Genomic DNA, 24,603 nt, shown 5'->3' with positions numbered 1-24,603 from the left:
AGGTTTGAAAAGAACCGGGCCGGACGGCCCGTGATATCAGATGGCGTCGAGGCCGGTTTCGCCCGTGCGAATGCGGATGACTTCTTCCACATTGGAAACGAAAATTTTTCCGTCACCAATGCGGCCGGTCTGCGCGGCATTGCGGATCGCCTCGATGACGGCCTCCGCGTTTTCATCCGCCAACACGACTTCGACCTTAACCTTCGGCAGGAAGTCCACCACGTATTCAGCGCCGCGATACAGCTCCGTGTGACCCTTCTGCCGCCCGAAGCCCTTGGCTTCCGTGACGGTGATGCCCTGTAGGCCGACTTCTTGAAGGGCTTCCTTCACTTCGTCGAGCTTGAAGGGCTTAATGATCGCTTCGATCTTTTTCATGAGAAAATGTCTCTCCGCTTCTCCCTTGAAAGCAGGATCATGCCCGCTCGCCTTGAATATGCACGTTGCATGCCAGTTTTTCTGCGAAAATCTGTCAGAACGACAAAAAATCTACTGCCGGAACCGCGATCGCTGGGTTTCCATGCCATTCCGGGCCGTAATCTGCCTAATTTTTGTAATTTTCGATTGAAACATGCTCGACTTTGACCGTGGTCTGTTGTCGTCGATACGGCAACGCACGTTATTTGAGCAACAAATATGTGCATATGCACATTTATAGGGCAATACGCGTAGTGGGCGTGGGACCTTGCTTCATGCCGTCGGGCATGGATAAGTCTGGTGCATGCACTCCGAACTTCAGCACTTGTTGATCACGCCCTCGGAAATGACGGCAATAGATCAGGCCGCCGCCCGATCCGGCATCGATGGCTTTACGCTCATGCGCAACGCCGGCCTGGCCGTGACCGCGGCGGCGCTACGACACTTCCCGGATGCCGCCCGCTTCGTCGTTCTCTGCGGGCCAGGCAACAATGGCGGTGATGGCTACATCGCAGCCCGCGGTCTGGCGGGAAGTGGAGCGGACGTCGCGGTCTTCACACTCGGCGACGCAGCAGCACTTCAAGGAGATGCCGCGCGTGCTCGTTCGAAATGGAACGCGCCGGTGGCGCCGCTTGCGGCATTCGATCCCCAGGCCGGCGACGTCGTCATCGACGCGCTGTTCGGCGCCGGGCTCTCGCGTGATCTCCCGGGCGATGTCGTTGAGCTCATTGAGCGCGTCAACGCAAGCGGGCTCCCGGTGGTCGCGGTCGATCTGCCAAGCGGCATCGACGGACGGACCGGCGAGATCCGCGGCGCTGCATTCGCGGCCCGCCATACGGTAACTTTCATGGTGCCGAAGCCGGGCCACTGGCTTCTGCCCGGGCGCGCCCTGTGCGGCACGCTCGAAGTCTTCGATATCGGCATTCCAGCCCGCGTCGTGTTCTCCGGGGCCGGCTCGCTGCGTCTGAACGCACCGGCGGTCTGGTCGGGCTGGGGAGGTGACCTCGCAGCATCGACGCATAAATTTAGGCGTGGTCACCTGGTCGTCTTCTCAGGCGACCGACAGGCGACGGGCGCCGCACGCCTGGCGGCCATGGCTGGTCTCGCGGCCGGCGCCGGATTGGTCACGGTGGCAACGGGAAAGGCAGCGCTCGGGATCAATGCCTCCCAATTGACCGCGGTGATGGTGAAGGAAGTAGAGGGTAAGCGCGACCTGACGAAATGGCTGCAGGATCACCGCCTGGGTAGCTTCGTTCTGGGGCCTGGTTTCGGTGTCGGCAAGAAGGCGAGGGACTTTGCACTCGCCCTTTGCGATCGGTCGCTGGTACTCGACGCAGATGGGATCACATCATTTCAGGCGAACCGCGAGGAACTCTTTGCCGCGCTCCTAAGGGGCGGAGGTCGGATGGTTCTGACGCCGCACGAGGGGGAGTTTGCCCGCCTCTTTCCCGAAATTGCCGGCGACGGCAAACTTTCGAAGGTCGAAAAGGCGCAGAAGGCGGCCCGCGCGAGCCATGCCGTCATCGTCTACAAGGGGGCGGACACGGTGGTCGCTGCACCGGACGGACGGGCCGTCGTCAACAACAATGCGCCGCCGTGGCTGGCAACGGCCGGCTCGGGAGACGTGCTCGCCGGCATCACCGGTGCGCATCTTGCCCAAGGGATGCCGGCCTTCGAGGCGGCAGCCGCCGCCGTATGGCGACATGGTGCTGCCGGCGATCGGGCCGGGCAGGGGCTTACGGCCGAGACATTGATTGGCGCGATACCGCCAATGGCGTGAAGCCGAAAGATAAAGCGCCTCGAGCAGCCGGACTTCATGGAAGGAGCTACTCGAGGCGTCTTTGATACATGTTCGCCTGGCTGTTAGCCGCGGGTGCCCTTGGCAATCGGCTCCTGGTAGGTGAAGCCCAAATCCCAGGGGAAATAGATCCAGGTATCCTGGCTGACTTCGGTAACGAAGGTATCGACCAGCGGCCGGCCCTTTGGTTTGGCATAAACGGCGGCGAAATGCGCCTTCGGCAGCATGGCGCGCACTTCGGCTGCGGTCTTGCCGGTGTCAGTCAGGTCGTCGACGATCAGCACGCCTTCGCCGCCATCCTTGGTAATTTCAGGCGTAATGCCTTTCAGTACCTTCATCTGCCCCTGCGTATCGTAGTCATGATAGGAAGCGACACAGACGGTTTCGATCATCCGGATATTGAGTTCGCGGGAAATGATCGCGGCCGGAACCAGGCCGCCGCGGGTGATGCAGACCATGGCGCGCCATTCCTGGCCGTTGTCGGCGAGGCGCCACGCAAGAGCGCGCGCATCACGGTGGAACTGGTCCCAGGAGACGGGAAAGGCTTTATCGGGCAGCGACATCAGTGGGCTCCGGCTTGTCTGTATAAGGTAAAGGCGAAGCGTCCGGCAGATCGGGCAGGCGGGAACGCGTCATCCTGATTTGCCGACATGCAATAGCGGCAATGGCGCCCTGAGCGCAAGGCTCTACAGCGCCTCACGTCTCCCAAGACGCTTCAAGACCACTGTAACGTCGGAACCTTCCACCTGATTTCCCTGGATCGATGCTGATCCAGGGAAAAATGCAACAGCAATCAGGCCTTCGCGCGCGCTTCCGTGATTGCCTGGATCATCGCCTGCACGTCGGCTTCGGCAGCGGCCAGCGCCTTCGGATCACGGGCGCGCACGACGATATCGGTCGAGAAATTCTTGCCGTCGAACTTGGGGTAGGAGCCGATGCTGGTTTCCGGGTGGTTCTTCTGGACTTCTGTCAGCGGGCTGCCGATGTCGCCTTCGCCGAAGGGCGAGCGCACGGTTCGGGAAAGGAGGGGCGAACCGACCTCGAGGCCGGGCAGCAAGGCATCGAGCATGGCTTGGAACACCTGCGGCACGCCAGCCATGACATGCACATTGCCGATGGCGAAGCCTGGCGCGGTGGAAACGGGATTCGGGATATGGCGTGCGCCGAGCGGCATGCGCGCCATGCGCTTGCGCGCGTCGGTGAACTCCATGCCGCGACGCTCGTACATCGCGCCGAGCAGGGCCATTGCCTCGGGTTCGTAGATGCATTCGACCCCGAAGGCGCGCGAGACCGCGTCGGCGGTGATGTCGTCATGGGTGGGGCCGATGCCGCCCGAGGTGAAGACGTAATCGTAGCGGCTACGTACGGCGTTGATGGCTTCCACGATGGCAGGTTCGTCATCGGCGACGATCCGCACTTCGCGCAGGTCGATGCCGACCATGGTCATCATGTCGGCGAGATGGCCGATGTTCTTGTCCTTGGTGCGACCCGACAGGAGTTCGTCGCCGATGGCGACCATCGCGGCGGTGACGATTTTTGTGCTGCGCATCGGTGATCCCTATTTATTTCAGCTAATAGTTTAACAGTGATTGTTTATTGTTCGACGGGCGAGAACAGTCTGTTTCCCGGACAGCTCCTGGCAAGCGGCCGCATTTTGATAAATCTTCCCGGCAGCGGTGATCAAGTGGGATCGCTTGAATCCAAAGGAGCATTTTATGGCCAAGGTTCTTGTTCTCTATTATTCGGCATACGGACACGTCGAAACGATGGCCTATGCGGTGGCCGAAGGCGCGAAGTCGGCCGGCGCCGAAGTGGACGTGAAGCGCGTTCCCGAACTCGTATCGGAAGAAGTCGCCAAGGCTTCTTACTACAAGCTGGACCAGGCGGCGCCGATCGCCAATGTCGAAGAGCTGGCGCAGTATGACGCGATCATCTTCGGCGCTGGCACGCGCTATGGCACCGTCGCCTCGCAGATGCGCAACTTCATCGATCAGACCGGCAGCCTGTGGGCCAAGGGCAAGCTGGTCGGCAAGGTCGGTTCGGTCTTCACATCTTCGGCGACGCAGCATGGCGGCCAGGAGTCCACGATCCTCGGCTTCATCCCGACGCTGATGCACCACGGCATGGTCGTCGTCGGCCTTCCTTATGCATTCCAGGGGCAGATGGGTCTCGATGAGATCAAGGGCGGCTCGCCCTACGGCGCCTCGACCATCACCGGCGGCGACGGTGCGCGCCAGCCCTCCGAGGTCGAGCTCGAAGCCGCTCGGTTCCAGGGCGCACACGTCGCCAAGATCGCCGCGAAGCTCGCCGGCTGATCGACCTAAGATATTGGAATTTTTGATCAAGGGCGGCTCCGAAAGGGGCCGCCTTTTTGAATCGACGCGGGCCAGATCCAAGTGATTCGCGAAGGTGGCAATTCGCACCATACCTGTGGTAATATCCGCGGCGTTCGGCATGAGCATGCCTTTGACGAGGAGGAAAGAAGGGCCGTGCGGCAACGGTCCGYCGAAGACCGAAGCGTTTTCGGACTGCTGGGAGGGAAGTATGGCGCGGATCACTTACACCATCGTTCCTCATGACGGAGGATGGGCCTATAAGGCCGCCGATGCATATTCGGAGCCCTTTCCCAGCCGCGAGATGGCGCTAGCCGCTGCCAAGGCTGCCGCCGCCGAGCAACAGGTCGGTGGCGACGACGAAGATATCAGTTTCCAGGATGAAGAAGGTCACTGGCACTTCGAACACACAGACGGCGGTGATCGGCCGGAAGCGACCGTAGATGACGGCTAGTTCGCTTCAAGGCAAAGAGCTCAATCCGAACACAAGCATTAGTATTGCGTGCACATCATCTCTCCACGGAGGATATTCGATGCACTACAGCGTTCAGATCTTCACCTGGACCCCGCGGCAGGGAGTCCACCAGGTTGGATCGGCGATCGAGGTGGACGCCCCCAATTCCAAGGCGGCAGCGGTCTCGCTTCTCGGCCTCAGGCTTGAGAACCAGGGATGCGCAACGAAGCTCGCGGTGCGGGTATGGCACGATGACGCCTACCAGGCCGAATGCGATTGCTATTACTACAACAGCTGAGCGGCTGCTCTTTCCGGCGTGAACCTGTCGCGACTGAGTGACAGTTAGGCGCCAGCCGCCAAATGATCATCGAAACCGGTGTCTGGTGCGGGCGACGGGGGTCGAACCCGTACAGCCAAGGCCGAGGGATTTTAAGTCCCTTGCGTCTACCAGTTTCGCCACGCCCGCATGTTCCCTAGATCAATCACTCAAGGCGAACAGTCAAGTGCACCAGACGGGTGAAAGGCGCATTGATGGCTACGCGGCCTGTTGCCTCGGCTTCAGGAAGTATAAAACGACGGCAGCAATGAGCGCGACGATACCATAGGGCACAAGCATTTCGAGGTAGGGCCGGCCGGAATTGGCCGAGTAGATGGCGGGAGCCGCGAAGGCCAGGACGATCAGTCCCGCCAGACGGGACGAGAGCACGCTGAGCGCGGAGACCTTGCGCAGCAGCCATCCGATCAGCATTCCGAGCAGCACCATCAATATTGTCGCGCCGAATATCTGGGCCATTCCCTCACTCTCCGTTGACGAAATCGCGCGACATTATCGCGCTGATTCGCGTGCAATGGTTGGTGGGTTCAATCTTGGATTTTGTTTAGCCTTCCCCACCGAGCGGTCGTCCGCCACGTGATGTGGCTAGAGCGGCAATCGTTCGAGGATCGGCGGCAATCCGCCGAGGTCGTTGATCTCTCGGAACCGTGGATGGCTCTCGGGCTTGTCGTGGTGCTCGAATGCCCAGGTCAAGGCATGCGGGACATAGACAGCCCAGCTGCCCGCATCAAGCGCGGGCACGACATCGGACTTCAGCGAGTTGCCGACCATCAGGCTCTTGGACGCGCCGTCGCCGTGACGCTTGAAGATGCGGTCGTAGGTGCTCGCATTCTTGTCGCTGACGATCTCGACGGCGTCGAAGTAGTCGCCGAGGCCGGAGGCGGCGAGTTTGCGCTCCTGGTCGAAGAGGTCACCCTTGGTGATCATGACAAGACGAAACTGCCCACGCAGTGCGTCGAGTGTTTCCCTGACATGCGGCAGCGGTTCGACTGGATGGACGAGCATGTCGCGTCCGGCGGCGAGGATTTCAGCAATGACAGAGGATGGGAGCTTTCCGTCGGTCACGTCCACCGCGGTCTCGACCATCGACAGAACGAAGCCTTTGATGCCGAAGCCGTAGAGGCCGAGATTGCGCTTCTCTGCGGCAAGCAACCTCTCGGAGAGGTGCTCGGTGTCCGTATGGGGGGCAAGCAGTTCGGCAAAGCGCGTCTCGGTCAGGCGGAAGAACTGCTCGTTCTGCCAAAGCGTATCATCGGCATCGAAACCAACAGTCGTTATTGCATGGGGCATGGTCTTACGGTCCGGCAATCTTGAATGGCTGGTCAACGCTGGCGCTCTTGCCGCTGTTGACGTCGTTGAAATGGAAGCGCAGCACGTAATCGCCGGCCGGCGCTCCGGAAACATCGATGGTGAGCGTCGAGTAAATTTCCTGGTTTCGGAGGTAACCGGTGAAGGTGAAGTCGCCGAAGGCCTTCTGCCCGGCGAGAACGTCACCCTTCGGATTGAGAATATCGAAATCGACGGTGAAGTGGCTCTCGAGCTTGCCCTTCTCCGCCGCATTCTTCCAGGAAAGTCCGACCGGCTCGATATAGGAGATCAGCGACTCGCCTTCCTTGAAGACGGAGCCTTCGCGCGGTTCGTACATTGCATAGCCCGTCGGCTGCTTGGAGACGAAGATCGCCTTGCCGATCGCAAAGGGCAGCGTCTGTGAAAAGTCGCTCATCGCTTGGAGAAGCAGGTCTCGCGCCTTTGCCGCATCGCCCGAAGCGGCAAGTTTCTCCGCCTGCGCCGCCGCATCGGTCAGCGGTCCGGCGTGGGTGGTGGTATTCCCGGAAAGTGTCGTGGCGACGGTCATTGTCGCCAGAAGAAGCATATGTTTCACCATGACGTCCCCCATCGCCGGATGACACCGACTTTCGGCATCTGCCGCATCGAGTCAAGACGATAGGGCCGCCCGGCCATTGGTCAATGCTTCCAGAAGACCGGCGTCAGGATCACGAGCACGGTCAGCACTTCCAGACGGCCGAGAAGCATCATCAGCGACAGCAGATAGAGCTCGGGATTGCCGAGCGTGGAAAAATTGCCGGCCGGTCCGATGATGGGGCCAAGTCCGGGCCCGACATTGGAGAGACAGGTGATGACCGCCGACGTCGCCGTGACCAGGTCGTAGCCGAGCGCGCCCATGGCGAGGCTGCCGAAGACCCAGAGCAGGATATAGGTGATGAAGAACAGGAAAATCGCGCGCTGCGTGTCGGCATCGACGGTATTCTTGCCGTAGCGCACCGCATAGATCGCGTTGGGATAGACGAGCTTGTTGAGCCCCGACCGGATCGCGTTGAAGAGCACGATGAAACGGTAAGCCTTGATGCCCCCGGCGGTCGACCCGGAGCAGCCGCCCAGGAAGGTGGCGACGAAGGCGGCCATGACGACGAAAGGCCCCCAGAGGCTGTAGTCCTGGCTGGCATAGCCGCTCGTCGAAAGGATCGAGGTGATGTTGAAGAAGGAATGCGCCAGTGCCAGGTGGAATTCGACCCCATTGGCAAGGCGGTGATAGATGGCCACTGCGATCGAGAAGGCCGTGAGGTACCCGAGGAAGACGATGATCTGCGGATCGCGCAGAGCATCGAGACGGCCGCGGGCGACAAGCACGATCAGGATCGAGAACGGCAGGCTGCAAAGCGCCATGAAGAAGGTCGCCGTCCAGAGCAGCGGGATGCTGCCGAAATAGGCGAAGGATGCGTCGTGGGTCGAGAATCCGCCGGTCGCAACCGTCGACATCGCGTGATTGATCGCGTCGAACCGGTTCATGCCGGTCAGAAAGTAACCGATGGCGCACAGAAGGGTGATGACGACATAGACGACGAGGAACGCGCGGCTGAAGCTTGCGAGGCGTGCAAACGGCTTGTCGCTGGTGTCGGAGGATTCCATCTTGAAGAAGGACATGCCGCCAACCCTGAGATAGGGGATGATGAACAGGCCGAGCACGACGATGCCGATGCCGCCGAGCCAGCAGAGCAGCGAGCGCCAGACCAGCAGTCCCGGCGGCGAATCGTCGAGACCGACGATCACGGTTGCGCCGGTCGTGGTGATCGCCGATACGGATTCGAACAGTGCCTGGGCAAAGTCGAGTTTCAGCGACGACAGCCAGAGCGGGATCGCGCCCACCACCGAAAACACGGCCCACAGCATGTTGACGAGGACGAAACCGAATTTCTTGGAAAATGGTGGCGGCCCCATGCGCGTGGCCATGAAGGTGGTTAGCGACAGGCCGCCGACGATGAAGGCGGACGCAGTGAAGATGCGCCAGTCCGGGTGTCCATAGTAGAGGTCGACCGTCGCCGGCACGAGCATCGCGCATGCGAGGTAGATGCCGAGGATCGCCGCGATATGTACAGCATGCCGGATCAAAGTTGCGTTCAAGCGTTCAATTTCCCGGAAAGTGTTGCGGGCGTCCCGGCCGAAGGGATGCAACTGTATTGTTCACGGCGGTCGATTCGAGTCAAAGCGATGGCTTCGCGCGTTGCAATGTGCAATAGCCACGGCCATCGACCAACTCAACGGAAGACCGCACGCGATGAAGCAGGATGTTGAAGCCGCAACCGAAGCCTTGCGGGAGATCTTCCCGCCGACGCCGCTGCAGCTCAACGAGCACCTTAGCGCCCGCTACGGCGCCAACATCTACCTAAAACGCGAAGATCTGTCGCCCGTGCGCTCCTACAAGATCCGCGGCGCCTTCAACTTCTTCCGCAAGGCACTTGGCGCCGGCGCTTCCGGCAAGACCTTCGTCTGCGCCTCGGCCGGCAACCACGCCCAGGGATTCGCCTTTGTCTGCCGTCATTTCGGCGTGCCGGGCGTCGTCTTCATGCCGGTGACGACGCCACAGCAGAAGATCGACAAGACCCGCATGTTTGGCGGCGAGTTCATCACCATCCGCCTCGTCGGCGATATCTTCGACCAATGCTACAAGGCAGCGCGGGACCACGTGGAGGCGATCGGCGGCGTCATGGTGCCGCCTTTCGATCACGCTGATATCATCGAAGGTCAGGCAAGCGTCGCGGCGGAAATCGCCTGGCAGCTGCCTGATGGTGTTACGCCGGATCTCGTCGTGCTGCCGGTTGGCGGTGGCGGCCTTGCTGCAGGCGTGACGGGATATCTCAAGGATGCGGTTGCACCGGACCATTTCATCTTCTGCGAGCCGGTCGGCGCGCCCAGCCTGCGCGAGAGTCTCGAAACCGGTAGCGTCGTGACGCTGGATCAGGTCGACAATTTCGTCGACGGTGCTGCCGTCGGTCGGATCGGCGACCTCAATTTCGCAGCGCTTCGACGTTTCTCGGCCGATCAGGTGATGCTGCTTGCGGAGAACGCGATCTGCCTGACGATCGTCGATATGCTGAACGTCGAAGGTGTCGTGCTGGAGCCCGCCGGCGCCCTGTCGGTTTCAGCGTTGGAGGCGCTTGGTCCCGAGAAACTTGCGGGCAAGACGGTCGTCGCCGTCGTCTCCGGCGGCAATTTCGATTTCGATCGCCTGCCCGACGTCAAGGAACGGGCGATGCGTCATGCCGGGCTCAAGAAATACTTCATCCTGCGCATGGCGCAGCGACCGGGGGCGCTTCGCGATTTTCTCAATCTGCTCGGCGACGAGGACGACATCTCGCGCTTCGAGTATCTGAAGAAGTCTGCGCGCAATTTCGGCTCCATCCTGATCGGGATCGAAACCAAACATGCCGAGAACTTCCCGGTCTTGAAGGCGCGTTTCGACGCTGCCGGGCTGCGCTACCAGGACATCACCGAGAACGAGATCCTTTCCAATCTGATCATCTAGAGCCTTTTGCTCTCGTGCCGAACAGTTGAAAGCAAAAAGGCGCTCGGGAGTCAAAATGCCGGAGCGCCTTTGATGCGTCCGGCTGAATGCTCGGCACTTCCGGTGAGGGTGGAGGTGCGTCGTCGCTGAAAATCGGCACTTATGCTTTGACAGTGCCGGTCGCGGCGTCTAAGTCTTGGGCATGGCATCGTTTTTCTCGAAATTGTTCGGCCGTTCCGGCCCCGCTGAAAACCAGACGCAGGCTGCGCCCGGCAAGACCGAGGCCTATGCCGAATGCACAATTCGCGCGACGCCCATGCGCGAGGGCTCACAATTTCGCCTGGCCGGCAGCATCGAGAAGGCTTCTGCCGATGGCGGAGCCAAGATCCGCAGCTTTATTCGCGCCGATCTTTTCACCTCCGAGCAGGACGCGATCGACGCTACCCTGCGCAAGGGACGCCAGATCATCGACCAGACCGGCCCGTCGTTGTTTTCCGACGACGCCCAGTCGCGCCAGGTTTGATCAATCGCGCCAGCGGCGTAAGCAAATTTCCTCAGATAGATAGCGGACATTCCTAATGTCTCGCGTTCGCATTTGGCGCCCTGCAGAAGGGTCGGCGAATTCTCGCGCATCCGGTTGAAATGGTGGGCCGCCACAGACGGGCGGCCCGGCCTTCGTTTGCTTGACGCTTAGAGCTTGATCCGGAAGCGGGCAAAGCCTTCGGCAGCATCGCCCGCATCTTCAATCGTCACACCTTTCACCTGTGCCAGGAACTGGCGGGCCTTCGGGCCACTTTCGAAGGTCACGCTGGTATTGGCGAGCGGCACGAAGGTCCAGTTGGCGTCGGCCGATGGGTTGATCGTGCCCTGGCCGATGATGTAGCGCACCACAACATCACGGTTGGTATCGGGCGCTACGAACACCACCTTGTCGGCGGCGATATCGGGGAAATTGCCACCGCCGCCAGCCCGGTAGTTGTTGGTGGCGACGACGAATTTCTGTGCAGGGTCAATCGGTTGCCCGTTGAACTGCAGGTTCTTGATGCGGTTCGAAGACGCATTGATCGTGGCGCCGTCCTTGTCGAACTTCGGCGGCTGCGAAAGATCGATCTGGTAGGTGACGCCGTCGATGATGTCGAAATTGTAGGACGGGAAACTGCCGTTGATCAGCGGCGCGTCCGAAGCACCCGCTTCGACCTGATTGAAGATACCGGCCGACATCTCCAGCCAGTTGCGCACCTGATCGCCGGTAATGACAACGGCCTGGACGGTGTTCGGATAGAGATAGAGGTCGGCGACGTTCTTGATCGCGATGTCGCCGGCCGGGACGTCGGTGTAGTAGTCCGCGCCGCCACGGCCGCCGGCCTTGAACGGAGCCGCTGCCGAAAGCACCGGCAGGTCGCGGTACTCGGTGTCCTTCAGCATGTCCTTGATGTACCAGGTCTGCGCCTGGCTGACGATCTGCACGGACGGGTCGTCGGCGACCAGGGCAAAGTAGGAATAGAGCGGCGCACTGGTCTTGCCGACCGGTGTGCGCACATAGGTCAGCGTCGCCTCGTGATCCTTCTGAGCCGCAGCCAGCACCTCCGGCTTGTCGGCGACTTGGGCGATCACCTTCTTTTCCTCGCGGCGGTAGATCGGTCGCGCCTCGCTCGTGGAGCTGACGACGCGCCATGAGCCGCCTTCGCGTTCGACAAGCAGGTCGATCAGGCCGAGATGCGAGCCCCAGAAGCCGCCCATGACGCCGGGCTTGCCGGAGATCAGGCCCTTCTTGTTGTCGACGCCCGCGATGCCGTCGAACTTCGGTCCGGGGAAATCGAGGTGGCTGTGACCAGTAACGATCGCATCGATGCCTGCGATCGCAGCAAGCGGAACGGACGCGTTTTCGAGGTTCTCCGCATAGACCTGCTGGCCGATGCCGGAGTGGGAGAGGGCGACGACGATGTCGGCGCCTTCTTCGCGCATCTGCGGCACCCAGGCTTCGGCCGCCTTGACGATGTCGCGGGCATTGGCCTTGCCCTCGAGGTTCTTGGCATCCCAGGTCATGATCTGCGGCGGAACGAAGCCGATGAGGCCGATGCGGATCTGGTGCTCCGTGCCGGAACCGTCCTTCACCTTGCGGTCGAGAATGACATAGGGCTTGAGAAACAGTTCATCCTGACGGGCATTGGCGGCGAGCGCCCCTTTTGTCAGGTTGGCGCAGACCAGCGGGAAGTTCGCGCCGTTCAGGACCTTGAACATGAAGTCTAAGCCATAGTTGAATTCGTGGTTGCCGAGCGTGCCGCAATCATAGCCGAGCACGTTCATCGCGGCGATAACCGGGTGGACGTCGCCATCCTTCATGCCGCGCTGATAGGCGATGTAGTCGCCCATCGGATTGCCCTGGAGAAAGTCGCCGTTATCCACGAGGATCGAGTTCGTCGCCTCCGCGCGGATGGCGTCGATGATCGAGGCGGTCCGGGCAAGACCGACCGTGTCGTTCGGCTTGTCGCCATAGTAGTCGTAGGGAAAGACGTGAACGTGCAGGTCCGTCGTTTCCATGATTCTGAGATGCGCCTGGTTAGCGGCGGCGCTGACGGAGAACGGGTGCAGCATGACGAGCGCCGAGGAGGCCGCGGCCCCTGCGAGAAGCGAGCGGCGCGTGAGGTGGAGCGGGGATGTCATCGTTGGCATGCGGTCCTCCATTTATCAAGGATCCCGGTTTTCCCGAGACGAGTGCAATCCGGAGTTTTGTTCGCAGACGCGCGAACCACGGTGGGTTGGCGGCGACTATGCCGGAAAGGCGACATTTTCGAAAGCAGCAGATTTTCGCATTTCGAAGCCCGGCAATCGCCGGCTTCGCTAAAGTTTTCTTCAAACTTCCGGTTTAACCGTGCTTCGGGAAACGGAACTTTTTCAAGCACATGCCAAACGCCAACCTTCTTCTCTTCGTCGGCGAGGCGCTGGTCTACGTTACGGCGATGATCGGGCTGCTGCATCTTCGCGCGCGGCTGGGGCTTGGCGTCTTCGTCGCCGCGCTCGGCGTCATGCATTTCATCGAGACCTATCTCGCCGCGGTTTTCTATGTGCAACTGCCATTCGGCGTGATCTCGCCAGGCTCTGCCGTCCTGTTCTCCGGCAAGCTGATGATGATCCTGCTGCTCTATGTGAAAGAGGACGCGGCGACCGTTCGCCAGCCGATCTACGGCCTGCTCGCCGGCAACTTCCTCACGGTCGCGCTCAGCCTCCTGCTGCGTCAGCACGACACCGTTTCGATCGTGGCGGAGCGATCCGCAGACCTCGCCTTCATCGATGAGATGGGCTGGCTGATGGTCTGGGGGACGACGATCCTCTATTTCGATTCGCTGATGATCATCCTGCTTTACGAGCGCCTGGGTCGGTGGCTGCGGCGCTTCGTGACCATCCGGTTCCTGGTCTGCGGTGTCGTTGTGCTCACATTCGATCAGGCGGCGTTCTATGCGGCGCTACGCTGGTGGAACGGCGCGCCGGCCGAGGTGTTCTGGGGCGGCTGGATGGCGAAGATGCTGGCGGCACCTTTCTATGCCGTCGCCGTCGGTCTTTATCTCAACCTGTCGCGCCACCCGTCGCTGGCAATGTCGGACCGGCCGCTTGGCGATATCTTCAACACGCTGACCTTCCGCGAACGCTACGAGGACCTGCTGTCGCGCTCCGGGCAGGATACGCTGACGGGCTCGCTCGACCGCAGCCGGTTCGAGGTCGAAGCGCCGGAAATGCTGCGTGCGGCGAGCGCCGACAATGCGGCCGTGACGCTGATGATCATCGACGTCGATCATTTCAAGGGCGTCAACGACCGCTTCGGCCACCAGGAGGGCGACCGCGTGCTGCAGCGGCTGGTCGAGACGGTGAAGTCGAAGCTGCGTCCGGTCGACCGGCTGTTTCGCTATGGCGGCGAGGAGTTCGTGATCCTCTGCCCGGCCATGGTTCACGGCGATGCCTTGCGGCGCGCGGACGAGATTCGAATTGCCGTGTCGGATCTCGTCTCGACGCCGGATGGGCGGCCGGTGACGGCAAGCATCGGCCTGTCCTCGACGCCGGACGATGGCGCTGCGGTCGAGAACCTGTTGTCGGAGGCCGATCTTCGGCTCTACGCCGCCAAGGGGCGTGGCCGCAATTGCGTCGTCGGCCGTTAGGCCGAATCCATTCGCTCAAATGCCGACATTCGGCCGGTCGATCACTTCGCGCAGCGAGAAGCTGGAATTGATCTTGACCACGTGGGGCAGTGCCGAGAGCCAGTCGCGGTGAATACGCTCGTAGTCCTGCAGGTCCTTGGCCGCGACGCGTAGGATGTAGTCGTATTCACCTGACATCAGGTAGCAGACAAGCACGTTCGGGCAGAGTTTTACCGCCGCTTCGAACTCCGCGAGCGTCTTGGCGAACTGGCCCGACAGCGAAATATGCACGATCACCATGATCTGGTAGTCGAGCGCCTTGTGGGCGATGCGGGCATGGTAGCCGGCGATCGTTCCCGATTTCTCCAGGATGTCGACCCGCCGCGAACAGGCAGATGGGGAGAGTCCGACCTTCGCCGCGAGGTCGGCATTCGAAATCCGACCGTTCTGCTGAAGTATGCGCAGAATCGCATGATCGATGGCATCAAGTTCGCTCAATCGTGATTTCCGCCAATCATGCATCACTCCACGCAATATTCTTCGAAATCAATGCGCCTTGGGTTTCGTCTTTGCAAGGACATTCGATTCACGGCGTGTTTTGCTGAATGCCTCGTCAAAAGTGGCGCAAAGCCTATAACAGGAGAGGAACGCAAGGATGCGTGTCGGTTGCCCGAAGGAAATCAAAAACCATGAATATCGAGTCGGCCTGACGCCCGGCTCGGTGCGTGAATATGTTGCCCATGGCCACGAGGTGATCGTGGAAACCAAGGCCGGGGCAGGGATCGGCGCGGATGACGATGCTTACCGTGCCGCTGGCGCGAAGATTGTCGCGACGGCAAAGGACGTGTTCGAAAAGTCGGACATGATCGTCAAGGTCAAGGAGCCGCAGCCTTCCGAATGGGTGCAGCTCCGCGAAGGCCAAATTCTCTATACCTATCTCCATCTTGCGCCCGATCCGGAACAGACCAAGGGCCTGTTGAATTCCGGCGTCACGGCGATCGCCTATGAAACCGTCACCGACGACCGCGGCGGGTTGCCGCTTCTTGCGCCGATGTCCGAAGTTGCCGGACGCCTGGCGATCCAGGCGGGCGCAACCTCACTGCAGAAGGCCAATGGCGGCCGCGGCATCCTGCTCGGCGGCGTGCCGGGCGTGCTTCCGGCGAAGGTGACTGTGATCGGCGGTGGCGTCGTCGGTCTGCATGCTGCACGCATGGCGGCAGGTCTCGGCGCGGATGTCTCCATTATCGATCGCTCGATCCCGCGCCTGCGCCAGCTCGACGATCTCTTCGCCGGTCGCGTGCACACACGCTACTCGACCATCGATGCACTGGAGGAGGAAGTCTTCTCAGCCGATCTGGTGATCGGCGCTGTGCTCATCCCCGGTGCTGCGGCACCGAAGCTCGTGACCCGGGAAATGCTGACCGGCATGAAGAAGGGGGCGGTCATCGTTGACGTCGCCATCGACCAGGGCGGCTGCTTTGAAACGTCCCATGCGACGACGCACTCCGACCCGACCTACGAGGTCGACGGTATCGTGCACTATTGCGTCGCGAACATGCCGGGCGCCGTGCCGGTGACGTCGGCGCATGCGCTGAACAACGCCACGCTCCACTATGGCCTGCAACTCGCCGACAAGGGCCTGAAGGCGATTGCCGAGGACCGACACCTGCGCGCCGGCCTTAACGTGCACCGTGGTCGCGTCACCAACGCGCCGGTCGCCGAAGCGCTCGGCTACGATGCCTACGCGCCGGAGGCCGTCCTGAGCGTCGCCTGACGATTGATCCTTTCGGCCCGGCAGCGATGCCGGGCCAATTCATGTCAGAGCATTTCGATCCGGCACTGGTAGCAATTGTTCTTGGCTGAACGCACATGGACGGACGAAACGTCCGGTCGCGCCAGCAGTTCTTCCGCCTGCGCCTGCAGTTTTTCCGTCGGAACGACACCGCCTGTCCCGTAGACGATCCGTTCGTTCTCGCCATAACCGCGCAACAGATAGCTGACACTTGAGGCCAGGATCGGTGGAAGCGCGTTGCCGTCATGCGCCGGGCATTCTTCGGCATGCATGAACACCGGGCCGGTCTCAGCATAGGGCTGCAACGAGGAAAACGGCCGCAGCGCAAAGATCAGGTAGGGCTCGCCGGCTCCGACATTGCGCAGGCAATGCCGACAGGGAACGCCGTCTCCATCGGAGATCTCCCGTTCTGGCGGATTGCCATATGCATCTGGCCCGCCTTCTCTCATCCGGCGGGCTTCATCGTCGGACATGGGAATGTAGCGCAACGGCATGGTGTATCTCCTTGATCGGCTTGAATTGTTCGATCAGGAGAGTGCACTGGCCGCGTTCACCAAGACACCCGGAACTTGCCGGATGGTGTTCGTCAAAGATTTTTTGCGAGCGCCAGCAGTTCGTCGTCGGTCAGAGGTTCGACCGCGGTCTCGCGGGTAGCGACCGGCGAGAAGCCGAATTGCTGGTAGAGTTGCAGCGCGCGCGGGTGGTCGAGATTGTTGGTCGTGACCGTCAGCTTGCTTGGGTTCAGTGCCCAGGCGGCAAAAAGCGTCTGGAGCAGGAACCACTTGCCGAGGCCAAGGCCGAGAGCGTGTTCCATCAGGCCGAAATGGACGAGCTCGACGACGTCGTCTTCGCGCTGGTGCAGTTCGAAGAAGCCAGCCGGTGCGCCGTTCACATAAAGCACCGTGACGCTCGTCCGCTTGTCGGCAAGCACCGCGGCAAGGTCCTCGTCGCCCATCCGCAGCCGCTCGGTCCAGTGCCAGCGGCGGCCGACACGCAGATACAGAAAGCGGTAGTAGCTGAGCGGAATGTCCGAGACGCGCAGGATCGCGGTCTGGATATTGACCGGCATCGGCAGGCTCTGCTTCGGCGGCGCCGTCATTTCGAGTTCGGTTACGTGCGCTGTCAGGGAGGTGAGCTTCGGCGAGCGCATGATATCACTCTCGACCGGTCACGATCGTCGTGTCTGCTCGGCCACCCCATTCCGACCAGGAGCCGTCATAGAGCGTGTTCTGCGTATGGCCGAGCGATTGCAGCGCCAGGGTAATGATGGCAGCGGTGACGCCCGAGCCGCAGGTCGTGACCACCGGCTTCGCAAGATCGACGCCTGCGTCGGCGAACATCTGACGCAGGCTCGCCAGATCCTTAAATTTTCCGTTCTCCGAAAAGGTGCCGGACGGAAGGCTATGGGCGCCGGGCATATGGCCAGAGCGCATGCCGGCGCGCGGCTCCGGCTCTTCGGCGTAGAAACGTCCGGCGCCGCGGGCGTCGGCGATCTGGATCGAGCCATCCGCAACGATTTCCGTCATCCGCGTGAAGGAGGTCACGGCCGCCGGATTGAAATGGGCATTGAACGTCGCCGGCTTGGGTGAGGGCACCTCGGTGGTGACGGGGCGGCCTTCCTTGTTCCAGCCGTCCATTCCGCCGTCGAGTACGTAGACGTCCTTGGCGCCCATGATGCGCAACATCCACCAGACGCGCGGCGCGGTCATGATGCCGGGACCGTCATAGACGACGATCGTGTCCTTTTCGCTGACGCCCAGTGCGCCGACCGCCGACGCGAAGGCTTCCGGCGAGGGCAGTGTGTGGGGCAGGCCGCTGGTGTGGTCGGCAATAACGTCCTGATCGAAGAACACGGCGCCGGGAATGTGGCCGGCATCGTATTCCGCCTTCGGGTTGCGGTTCTGCGCCGGCAGGTACCAGGCAGCGTCGAGGATCCGGATCGAGGGATCGCCAAGGCGCTCCTGCAGCCAATCGGCGGAAACGACAAAGGCGCTCTTGTTGTTGGTCACGGTCGCAACTCCCTACTCAAACTGATGCGCGATCTTCGGGCGTGCCGAAGCGGATACGGAACCTACGGTTTTCCTTGCCCTTCTTCTCGATCTTGGCGATGTGGATGGCGCCGACTTCCTGCGTTTCCGACACATGTGTGCCGCCGCAGGGCTGGCTGTCGATCGCCGAATTCTCGCCAATGCAGACAAGGCTGACGCGCCCTAGACCCATTGGGGGGCGCACATTCTTCGATTTGACGATGCCAGGGTTGGCGGCGAGTTCGTCGTCGGTGATCCACTGGACGTAGACGGGGTGATTTTCTTCGACGAGCTTCATCAGCGCCGCGGTGACATCGTCCCTGTCGATCGTCTCGCTCATGTCGAAATCGACACGGCTCTCGTCCTCGCCGACCGAGGCTCCGGTGATGGGGAAGGGGCAGACGACCGAAAGCAGATGGCAGGCGGTGTGCATCCGCATCAGGCGGTAGCGGCGCGGCCAGTCGATGTGAAGGACGAGTTTCTCGCCAATGTCCGGTACCGCCTGTCCTTCAGCCGGTACATGGACGATGATGTCCTTGGTCGCGCCATGGCGCGCGACCGCGATGTCGATGCGGCTCCCGTCGGCACGCTCCAGAAAACCGGTGTCGCCGGGTTGGCCGCCGGACGTTGCGTAGAAGCAGGTCTGATCCAGTTCGATCCCGCCGTCCTCCAGAATTCCCGTCACGCTCGCTTCGCAGGTCGAGAGGTAGAAATCGTCACGGAAGAGGGCAGTCACGGTCCTGGTCATCGCATTCCTATCCCACTGATTCGTATGGCACGGCAATGTTGGAAGACGTCTTCAACCAGGCCGGCACAGGCAGCCCCTTGGAGGCCAGGAAGTCCGGGTTGAAGAGCTTCGACTGATAGCGGTTACCATAGTCGCAGAGGATCGTCACGATCGTATGTCCGGGACCGAGTTCCCTTGCGAGACGGACCGCACCGGCAATGTTGATGCCCGTGGAACCACCGACGCAGATGCCTTCCTGCTCGATCAGGTCGAAGACATAGGGCACGGCTTCCGAATCCGGAATCTGGTAGGAGAAATCCGGGGTGAAGCCCTCGAGATTGGCGGTAATGCGGCCCTGGCCGATTCCCTCGGTTATCGAGCTGCCCTCGGCCTTCAGTTCGCCATTGGTGTAGAAATTGTAGAGTGCGGCGCCTTGCGGATCGGCAAGGCCGATCTTGATCGCCGGGTTCTTCGCCTTCAATCCCTGCGCAACGCCGGCGAGCGTGCCGCCGGATCCGACTGCGCAGATGAAGCCATCGACCTTGCCATCCGTGTCGCGCCAGATCTCCGGCGCCGTGGTTTCCACATGCGCGTCGCGGTTGGCCACGTTGTCGAACTGATTCGCCCAGATGGCGCCGTTCGGCTCAGTCTTTGCCAGTTGTTCGGCAAGCCGGCCGGAGATCTTCACGTAGTTGTTGGGGTTCTTGTAGGGAACCGCCGGCACTTCGACCAGTTCGGCACCAAGCAGGCGCAAGGCGTCCTTCTTTTCCTGGCTCTGGGTTTCCGGGATGACGATGACGGTCCGATAGCCGAGCGCATGGCCGACGAGCGCCAGGCCGATGCCGGTGTTGCCGGCCGTGCCCTCGACGATGACGCCACCGGGGCGCAACTGCCCGGTTTTTTCCGCATGCCGGATGATAGACAGCGCGGCGCGATCCTTGACCGATTGCCCCGGGTTCAGAAACTCGGCCTTGCCGAGGATCGCGCAGCCGGTGGCCTCCGATACGGCCTTCAGCCGAATCAAGGGTGTGTTGCCGATCGCTTCGAGGACGGACGGTAGAATGGCCATTTTCAGAACCTCGTGTTTGAGGACAGGCGCCGGAACAGGGCGACGAGTACCAGGGAAAGACGAACGGCGACTGACGAAAATCAACAACGATCCCGGACCGCCGAAATGTTGGCGTGTTTTCGGCTCAGCCTGCACTTCAGGCAAGAAATAGCGTTTCACCGCCGCTCTGTCCCGAACAAAAATCGTCTCCAAGGCATGTGGGGCTCAGCGGCAAGGAAGCGTTGCCGCGATGAAGGGCCGGGCAAGTCTTTTTCGCCCACAAGGAGATGCGTGCGTGTTTCCCGGCGCGTGCCGAGGAGTGAGTGATGAGTATTCAGTCTGCGAAATCCGAACATAAACTGGCTTGGGTTACCGGCGCGAGCGTCGGCGTTGGCCGGGCTTTGGCGCTCAAGTTGGTGCGCGAGGGTTATTCGGTGGTCGTCACCGCCAGAAGCCACGAAAAGCTGGTGGACCTGCAGCACGAGGCAGCAGGCGAGGGAAGGATCACGGTTCTCGACGGCGACGTCACCGACCCCAAGGACATGGAGCGCGTGTTGGCGGCGATCGAGTACGACCATGGCCACCTGTCGCTGGTGATCCTCAATGCCGGAGTGGCCGTTCCCGTGCGCGGCGATGATCTTCATCGCGAAGCCTTCGAGAAGAGTTTCGCAGTCAATCTCAATGGGGTGGTCAACTGCCTTCTGCCGGCCGTTGCCCATATGAAGGCGCAGGGCTTCGGCCACATTGCCATCGTGTCGTCCGTCGCCGGTTACGGCGGGCTGCCCACCAGCGCCGCCTACGGCGCTTCAAAGGCTGCGCTGATCAACATGGCCGAGAGCCTGAAGTTCGATCTCGATCGGATCGGTATCCGCCTGCAGATCATCTGCCCCGGTTTCATCGATACGCCCGGCACGGCGCGGATACGCTTTCCACGTCCGGCTCTCGTCAGTTCCGAGCAGGCCGCGGATCGCATCATTGCGGGTTTGAAGTCGCGGCGCTTTGAAATCAGCTTCCCGCGGCATTTCACCTACGCGGTAAAGCTCCTGCGTCTGCTGCCCTATAGTCTCTATTTCGCGCTTGTCCGGCGGCTGACGGGTGTCGTGGCCGAGGCAAGGGAAGCGAAAAAGCATGCGGGCTCCGGCGAGCGCCGGCGTCAGGCGGTGTGAAGCACAAGCACGGCGCCGAAGATCAGGGCAAGCCCGACCCAGCCGATCGGTTTCAGCTTCTGCCCGAAGAGCAGCCGTCCGCAGATGGCCGTTCCGAAGATGCCGGTCGCGCCAAGCACAGCATAGGCGATCGCGAGTTCCATGCCCTTGATTGCCTCGGCGAGGAGCGCGAAGGCGGCAAGCACCAGCAGAATGGAAAGCGCGCCCCAGCCGCGGCGGGCAAAGCCTTCGGATTTCGTCGAGGCCAGGTTGGCGGCGACATCGAGAATGCCTGCCATCACGGCGAGCGCAAAATAGATGTTAGGCGCGCTCATTGGCTGCTCCTTCCGCCGCGGCTTCTTCCTCGTCGTGGCGCTCTCCCGCATTGACGAGCAGGATGCCGACGATCGCCATCGAAAGCCCGAGAATCTCGCGTCCGGTCAGCACGTGACCGAAGACGAAGACAGAAACGAGCGTGATGATCGCGACGCCCGAACCCTCCCAAATGGCGTAGGCGACGCCGACGGAGATCGTCTTCACGGCCTTGGCGAGGAAGACGTAGGAAAGCGCGATCGAGACATACATGACGATGTGGCCGAGATAAGAGCCGCTCGAGGACGCGGCCTTCATCACCGTCAGGCCCACCACTTCGGTCGCGATGGCGAGCGCGAGGAAAAACCATGCAAGGCGCATGCGGAACCTTCAATTGAGAATTGGATAGACCGCCTCTTAAGCGCTACGCGCGGCGCGGTAAAGACGCGCCGGATGCGTTCTTATTCGAACACGATCTGCCGGACGTCGATGTTTCGGGCCCGGAACCCGGCTTCACAGTAGTAGAAATAGAATTCCCACAGCCGCTTGAAGCGAAGGTCGAAGCCGAGCGGCTCGATCTTGTTCCAGACCGACCAGAAGCGCTGGCGCCATTCGCCAAGTGTGCGGGCGTAGTCTATGCCGAAGCCGAAATCGTTGCTCATGCGCAGGCCGACATGGCGACCGAGATCGATGAGATGTTCGCGCGTCGGCAGCATTCCGCCGGGGAAGACGTATTTCTGGATGAAGTCCGGGTTGGCGCGGTATTCCTCATAGGCTTCCGGCTTGATGGTGATGATCTGCAGTCCGGCCTTGCCGCCCGGCTTCAGGCATCGCTTGAGCTGCGAGAAATAGGTCGGCCAGAATTTTTCGCCGACGGCCTCGAACATCTCGATCGAGACGATGCGGTCATAGGTGCCTTTCTCCTCGCGATAATCCTGGAATTTGAGTTCGACGCGGTCGGCAAGACCTGCCCGGTGGATGCGTTCGCGGGCGAAGGCCAGTTGCTCGCGGCTGATCGTCAATCCCGTCACCTTGCAGCCGATTTCGCCCGCGGCAAATTCTGCAAAGCCTCCCCAGCCGCAGCCGATCTCCAGCACGTGGTCTTCGGCGCGAAGGTTGGTCGCTTCTGCCAGCGCGCGATATTTGGCCGCCTGCGCGGAGCGGAGATCGTTGGCGCCGGTTGCGTAGAGCGCCGATGAATAGGTCATGCTCGGGTCGAGCCATTCGCGGTAGAAGGCATTGCCGAGGTCATAGTGAGCGGAGATGTTGCGACGCGCGCCGGACTTCGTGTTGGCATTGCGCCAATGCAGGAACTTTTCGATCAGCTGAAGCAGGCCGCGCGCCCGGTTCGGGAAATGCTTGCCGATCTCGGCATTGATGAGGAAGAGTTCGAGAAAGGCGCCCACATCGGGACTGTCCCAGTCGCCGTCGATATAGCTCTCGGCAGCGCCGATGGTGCCGCCTGTCACGGCGCGTTGCGGCAGGTTCCAGTTGTTCAGCGTGAGGATCGCGCTCGGGCCTGCTCTCTTGCCCCTGATCACAAGTTTGCGGCCATCCGGAGCCGTGAGCATCAAGACCCCGGCCTGAAGATGCACGAGCGCGCCGAGCACCATCCGTGCCTTCAATGGGAAGTCCCTGAGGACCATCGAGAGATTCTCGGCAGAAAGCTCCTGTGCGCCGTTGAACGCGGCGAGACTTGCTTCCAGCTCACGCATACACCACCCCCTCAGCTGTTGCATCCGTAGGGTGAGCGTAGCGGCATTCGCCTGAGACGCCAACCGTGGAATTCTACCGGGGGCCTGTATTCGCTACGGTTCTCTCGGCGCGCTTGTGATCTCGCGGAACGCCGCGAGCGCGCGGTCCCGGGCCATGGCATGGTCGACAATCGGCTTTGGATAGGTCGCGCCGAGTTCGATGCCGGCATCTGCGAGGAGTGCGGCCGGAGCAGCAAAGGGGCGATGGATGTAGCGCGGCTCCAGACGTTCGAGTTCCGGCACGAAGCGCTTTACATAGGCGCCGTCCGGGTCGAATTTTTCGCCCTGGAGAACCGGATTGAAAATTCGGAAGAACGGTGCCGCATCGGCGCCTGATCCCGCGACCCATTGCCAGCTTGCTGCATTATTTGCCGGATCCGCATCCACCAGCGTGTTGCGAAACCAGGCTTCTCCCCTTCGCCAGTCGATCAGGAGATCCTTGATGAGGAAGGACGCGGCGATCATCCGCACGCGGTTGTGCATATAGCCATGCCGCCAGAGCTGGCGCATGCCGGCATCGACGATCGGAAATCCGGTCAGGCCCTTGGACCACAGGTAAAAGTCGCCTTCGTGGTCAAGCCAGTGGAAATGATCGAATCGGCGATCGAGGTTGCGCCGGGGGAGTTCGGGATAGTGAAACAGCAGATGGTAGGAGAACTCGCGCCAGGCGACCTCCTTTCGGAAGGTGGCGACACCTTCACCGCCTTCGGTCTGTAACCCTTGTGTCGCGTGCCAAATCTGCGCCGGCGATATCTCCCCGAGGGCAAGGTGGGGAGAGAGCAGGGACGTGCCGTCAGCGTCAGGAAGGTCCCGGCGAACTTTGTAATCTTTGAGCTTTTCGTCGATAAATTCGTCGAGGCGAGCGGCCGCGCCTTTTTCTCCCGGCGTCCATATTTCGCTGAACGTGGCCGCCCAGTTCGGTTTTGTTGGCAGAAGCGACCATTGGCCAAGCGGTTCGGACGACGGCCAGGTTTCCGGTGACACGATTTGTTGCGGTTCGTCGATTGGCGGAGCCGGTTCAAACTTTGAATCGAGGGCGCGCCAGAAGGGCGTGAACACGCGATAGGGGCCGCCGGTCGTCGTCAGCAGGCGCATAGGTTCATGCAGCAACTGTCCGGCAAAACTCTCGGTGGCGATCCCCTGAGCTGAGAGCGCCTTCTTCAAGGTGGTATCGGTGGCGATGCCCGAGGGATCGTAGCGGCGATTCCAATGAACGCGCTGCGCTCCTGATTTGCGCGCCACGTCGGTGAGCACGTCCAGCGGGTCGCCGGAGCGGAAAATGAGTTGCGAGCCGAATTGGGCGAGGCGAGCCCTCAACGCCTCCAGCGAATGATGCAGCCACCATCGCTGCGCAGCCCCCAGCGGACCGTTGCCGCTTTCGTCCGGCTCCCGGATATAGAGCGGAATGACGGGAGCCTCACCGACCGCGGCCGCAAGGGCGCGATTGTCGGCAAGACGCAGGTCCTTGCGGAACCAGACGATGATGGGCGCCGCCTTTGTCATGAATACCGTCTAGGTTTGGGATTGCTCACCC

27 protein-coding genes and 1 tRNA gene are annotated in these 24,603 nt (G+C 61.4%); 9 read left to right on the top strand and 19 right to left on the bottom strand.

All coding sequences use genetic code 11. From position 1 onward, the window contains the following. Positions 1-36: 36 nt before the first annotated feature. Positions 37-375, bottom strand: a complete 339-nt coding sequence (locus AB4Z53_RS15040) for a P-II family nitrogen regulator (RefSeq protein ID WP_003528058.1) — start codon at positions 373-375, stop codon at positions 37-39. Between the two features lie 343 nt (positions 376-718). On the opposite strand from AB4Z53_RS15040, the gene AB4Z53_RS15035 reads away from it, so the two are divergent. Then, positions 719-2,194 (top strand): NAD(P)H-hydrate dehydratase, encoded by a 1,476-nt coding sequence (locus tag AB4Z53_RS15035; protein ID WP_441596472.1) that lies wholly within the window; start codon positions 719-721, stop codon positions 2,192-2,194. 83 nt (positions 2,195-2,277) lie between these two features. Here AB4Z53_RS15035 and gpt read toward each other — a convergent pair whose 3' ends face one another. Both gpt and AB4Z53_RS15025 read right to left on the bottom strand, forming a co-directional pair. Continuing rightward, a complete protein-coding gene (gene gpt / locus AB4Z53_RS15030; protein WP_034791068.1) occupies positions 2,278-2,775 on the bottom strand; it encodes a xanthine phosphoribosyltransferase in 498 nt (165 codons plus the stop codon). A 230-nt stretch (positions 2,776-3,005) separates the two neighbouring features. Beyond that, a complete protein-coding gene (locus AB4Z53_RS15025) occupies positions 3,006-3,761 on the bottom strand; it encodes a competence/damage-inducible protein A (protein WP_441596471.1) in 756 nt (251 codons plus the stop codon). 166 nt (positions 3,762-3,927) lie between these two features. Between AB4Z53_RS15025 and wrbA the strand changes: the two genes are divergently transcribed. From wrbA to AB4Z53_RS15010, 3 genes are all read left to right on the top strand, one after another. Then, a complete protein-coding gene (gene wrbA, locus AB4Z53_RS15020; protein WP_113537143.1) occupies positions 3,928-4,527 on the top strand; it encodes an NAD(P)H:quinone oxidoreductase in 600 nt (199 codons plus the stop codon). A 229-nt stretch (positions 4,528-4,756) separates the two neighbouring features. Further along, on the top strand, positions 4,757-4,999 hold the full coding sequence (locus tag AB4Z53_RS15015) for a DUF2188 domain-containing protein (protein WP_113537144.1): 243 nt from the start codon (positions 4,757-4,759) through the stop codon (positions 4,997-4,999). 79 nt (positions 5,000-5,078) lie between these two features. Continuing rightward, positions 5,079-5,297 (top strand): hypothetical protein, encoded by a 219-nt coding sequence (locus tag AB4Z53_RS15010; RefSeq protein ID WP_077961275.1) that lies wholly within the window; start codon positions 5,079-5,081, stop codon positions 5,295-5,297. 83 nt (positions 5,298-5,380) lie between these two features. Here the strand turns inward: AB4Z53_RS15010 and AB4Z53_RS15005 are convergent. The 5 genes from AB4Z53_RS15005 to AB4Z53_RS14985 form a co-directional block, all read right to left on the bottom strand. Continuing rightward, positions 5,381-5,465: transfer RNA gene (locus AB4Z53_RS15005), tRNA-Leu, on the bottom strand. Positions 5,466-5,534: 69 nt separating this feature from the next. Next, positions 5,535-5,792 carry a hypothetical protein gene (locus AB4Z53_RS15000; protein WP_113537211.1) on the bottom strand — a complete coding sequence of 86 codons (258 nt, stop codon included), beginning with the start codon at positions 5,790-5,792 and terminating at the stop codon, positions 5,535-5,537. A 126-nt stretch (positions 5,793-5,918) separates the two neighbouring features. Then, complete coding sequence (locus AB4Z53_RS14995; RefSeq protein ID WP_441596470.1) at positions 5,919-6,623, bottom strand: HAD family hydrolase; 705 nt, start codon at positions 6,621-6,623, stop codon at positions 5,919-5,921. A gap of 4 nt (positions 6,624-6,627) precedes the next feature. Next, a complete protein-coding gene (locus AB4Z53_RS14990; RefSeq protein ID WP_441596469.1) occupies positions 6,628-7,218 on the bottom strand; it encodes a hypothetical protein in 591 nt (196 codons plus the stop codon). Positions 7,219-7,298: 80 nt separating this feature from the next. Continuing rightward, the gene (locus AB4Z53_RS14985) at positions 7,299-8,753 is read right to left on the bottom strand and encodes a TrkH family potassium uptake protein (protein ID WP_441596468.1); all 1,455 of its coding nucleotides are present in this window, start codon (positions 8,751-8,753) and stop codon (positions 7,299-7,301) included. Between the two features lie 154 nt (positions 8,754-8,907). Here AB4Z53_RS14985 and ilvA point away from each other — a divergent pair, with 154 nt between their 5' ends. Further along, positions 8,908-10,155 carry a threonine ammonia-lyase gene (gene ilvA / locus AB4Z53_RS14980; RefSeq protein ID WP_441596467.1) on the top strand — a complete coding sequence of 416 codons (1,248 nt, stop codon included), beginning with the start codon at positions 8,908-8,910 and terminating at the stop codon, positions 10,153-10,155. Positions 10,156-10,336: 181 nt separating this feature from the next. Next, entirely contained in the window at positions 10,337-10,657 is a 321-nt protein-coding gene (locus tag AB4Z53_RS14975; protein ID WP_113537214.1) for an HlyU family transcriptional regulator, read from the top strand. A 167-nt stretch (positions 10,658-10,824) separates the two neighbouring features. Here AB4Z53_RS14975 and AB4Z53_RS14970 read toward each other — a convergent pair whose 3' ends face one another. Next, complete coding sequence (locus AB4Z53_RS14970; protein ID WP_441596481.1) at positions 10,825-12,798, bottom strand: bifunctional 2',3'-cyclic-nucleotide 2'-phosphodiesterase/3'-nucleotidase; 1,974 nt, start codon at positions 12,796-12,798, stop codon at positions 10,825-10,827. A gap of 239 nt (positions 12,799-13,037) precedes the next feature. Here AB4Z53_RS14970 and AB4Z53_RS14965 point away from each other — a divergent pair, with 239 nt between their 5' ends. Beyond that, entirely contained in the window at positions 13,038-14,285 is a 1,248-nt protein-coding gene (locus AB4Z53_RS14965; protein ID WP_113537215.1) for a GGDEF domain-containing protein, read from the top strand. Between the two features lie 15 nt (positions 14,286-14,300). Here AB4Z53_RS14965 and AB4Z53_RS14960 read toward each other — a convergent pair whose 3' ends face one another. Then, positions 14,301-14,762, bottom strand: a complete 462-nt coding sequence (locus tag AB4Z53_RS14960; protein ID WP_057255972.1) for an Lrp/AsnC family transcriptional regulator — start codon at positions 14,760-14,762, stop codon at positions 14,301-14,303. A gap of 157 nt (positions 14,763-14,919) precedes the next feature. Between AB4Z53_RS14960 and ald the strand changes: the two genes are divergently transcribed. Further along, entirely contained in the window at positions 14,920-16,038 is a 1,119-nt protein-coding gene (gene ald, locus AB4Z53_RS14955) for an alanine dehydrogenase (RefSeq protein ID WP_113537216.1), read from the top strand. A 44-nt stretch (positions 16,039-16,082) separates the two neighbouring features. On the opposite strand, the gene AB4Z53_RS14950 is transcribed toward ald, so the two are convergent. The 5 genes from AB4Z53_RS14950 to AB4Z53_RS14930 form a co-directional block, all read right to left on the bottom strand. Further along, a complete protein-coding gene (locus tag AB4Z53_RS14950; RefSeq protein ID WP_441596466.1) occupies positions 16,083-16,550 on the bottom strand; it encodes a DUF1203 domain-containing protein in 468 nt (155 codons plus the stop codon). A gap of 92 nt (positions 16,551-16,642) precedes the next feature. Beyond that, positions 16,643-17,206 carry a GNAT family N-acetyltransferase gene (locus AB4Z53_RS14945; protein ID WP_441596465.1) on the bottom strand — a complete coding sequence of 188 codons (564 nt, stop codon included), beginning with the start codon at positions 17,204-17,206 and terminating at the stop codon, positions 16,643-16,645. Between the two features lie 4 nt (positions 17,207-17,210). After that, entirely contained in the window at positions 17,211-18,065 is an 855-nt protein-coding gene (sseA, locus tag AB4Z53_RS14940) for a 3-mercaptopyruvate sulfurtransferase (RefSeq protein WP_441596464.1), read from the bottom strand. A gap of 16 nt (positions 18,066-18,081) precedes the next feature. After that, on the bottom strand, positions 18,082-18,831 hold the full coding sequence (locus AB4Z53_RS14935) for an alanyl-tRNA editing protein (RefSeq protein ID WP_113537218.1): 750 nt from the start codon (positions 18,829-18,831) through the stop codon (positions 18,082-18,084). A 7-nt stretch (positions 18,832-18,838) separates the two neighbouring features. Further along, a complete protein-coding gene (locus AB4Z53_RS14930) occupies positions 18,839-19,879 on the bottom strand; it encodes a cysteine synthase A (RefSeq protein WP_441596463.1) in 1,041 nt (346 codons plus the stop codon). Positions 19,880-20,184: 305 nt separating this feature from the next. On the opposite strand from AB4Z53_RS14930, the gene AB4Z53_RS14925 reads away from it, so the two are divergent. Next, positions 20,185-21,024, top strand: a complete 840-nt coding sequence (locus AB4Z53_RS14925; protein ID WP_441596462.1) for an SDR family NAD(P)-dependent oxidoreductase — start codon at positions 20,185-20,187, stop codon at positions 21,022-21,024. Here AB4Z53_RS14925 and AB4Z53_RS14920 read toward each other — a convergent pair. The 4 genes from AB4Z53_RS14920 to AB4Z53_RS14905 form a co-directional block, all read right to left on the bottom strand. Next, positions 21,012-21,338: an SMR family transporter gene (locus tag AB4Z53_RS14920; protein WP_113537221.1), complete on the bottom strand. Its 327-nt coding sequence runs from the start codon at positions 21,336-21,338 to the stop codon at positions 21,012-21,014. The genes AB4Z53_RS14925 and AB4Z53_RS14920 overlap by 13 nt on opposite strands. Next, on the bottom strand, positions 21,325-21,696 hold the full coding sequence (locus tag AB4Z53_RS14915; RefSeq protein ID WP_223727297.1) for an SMR family transporter: 372 nt from the start codon (positions 21,694-21,696) through the stop codon (positions 21,325-21,327). The genes AB4Z53_RS14920 and AB4Z53_RS14915 overlap by 14 nt, the downstream gene beginning before the upstream one ends. Positions 21,697-21,776: 80 nt before the next feature. Continuing rightward, complete coding sequence (locus tag AB4Z53_RS14910) at positions 21,777-23,030, bottom strand: class I SAM-dependent methyltransferase (protein WP_441596461.1); 1,254 nt, start codon at positions 23,028-23,030, stop codon at positions 21,777-21,779. Positions 23,031-23,123: 93 nt separating this feature from the next. Next, complete coding sequence (locus AB4Z53_RS14905) at positions 23,124-24,572, bottom strand: cryptochrome/photolyase family protein (RefSeq protein ID WP_441596460.1); 1,449 nt, start codon at positions 24,570-24,572, stop codon at positions 23,124-23,126. Between the last annotated feature and the right edge of the window lie 31 nt (positions 24,573-24,603).

The organism is Ensifer sp. 2TAB8, assembly GCF_052115125.1.
Classification (GTDB): Bacteria; Pseudomonadota; Alphaproteobacteria; order Rhizobiales; family Rhizobiaceae; genus Ensifer.
The sequence above is the reverse complement of the archived record's forward strand: the minus strand, read 5'-3'. Positions and strand labels throughout refer to the sequence as shown.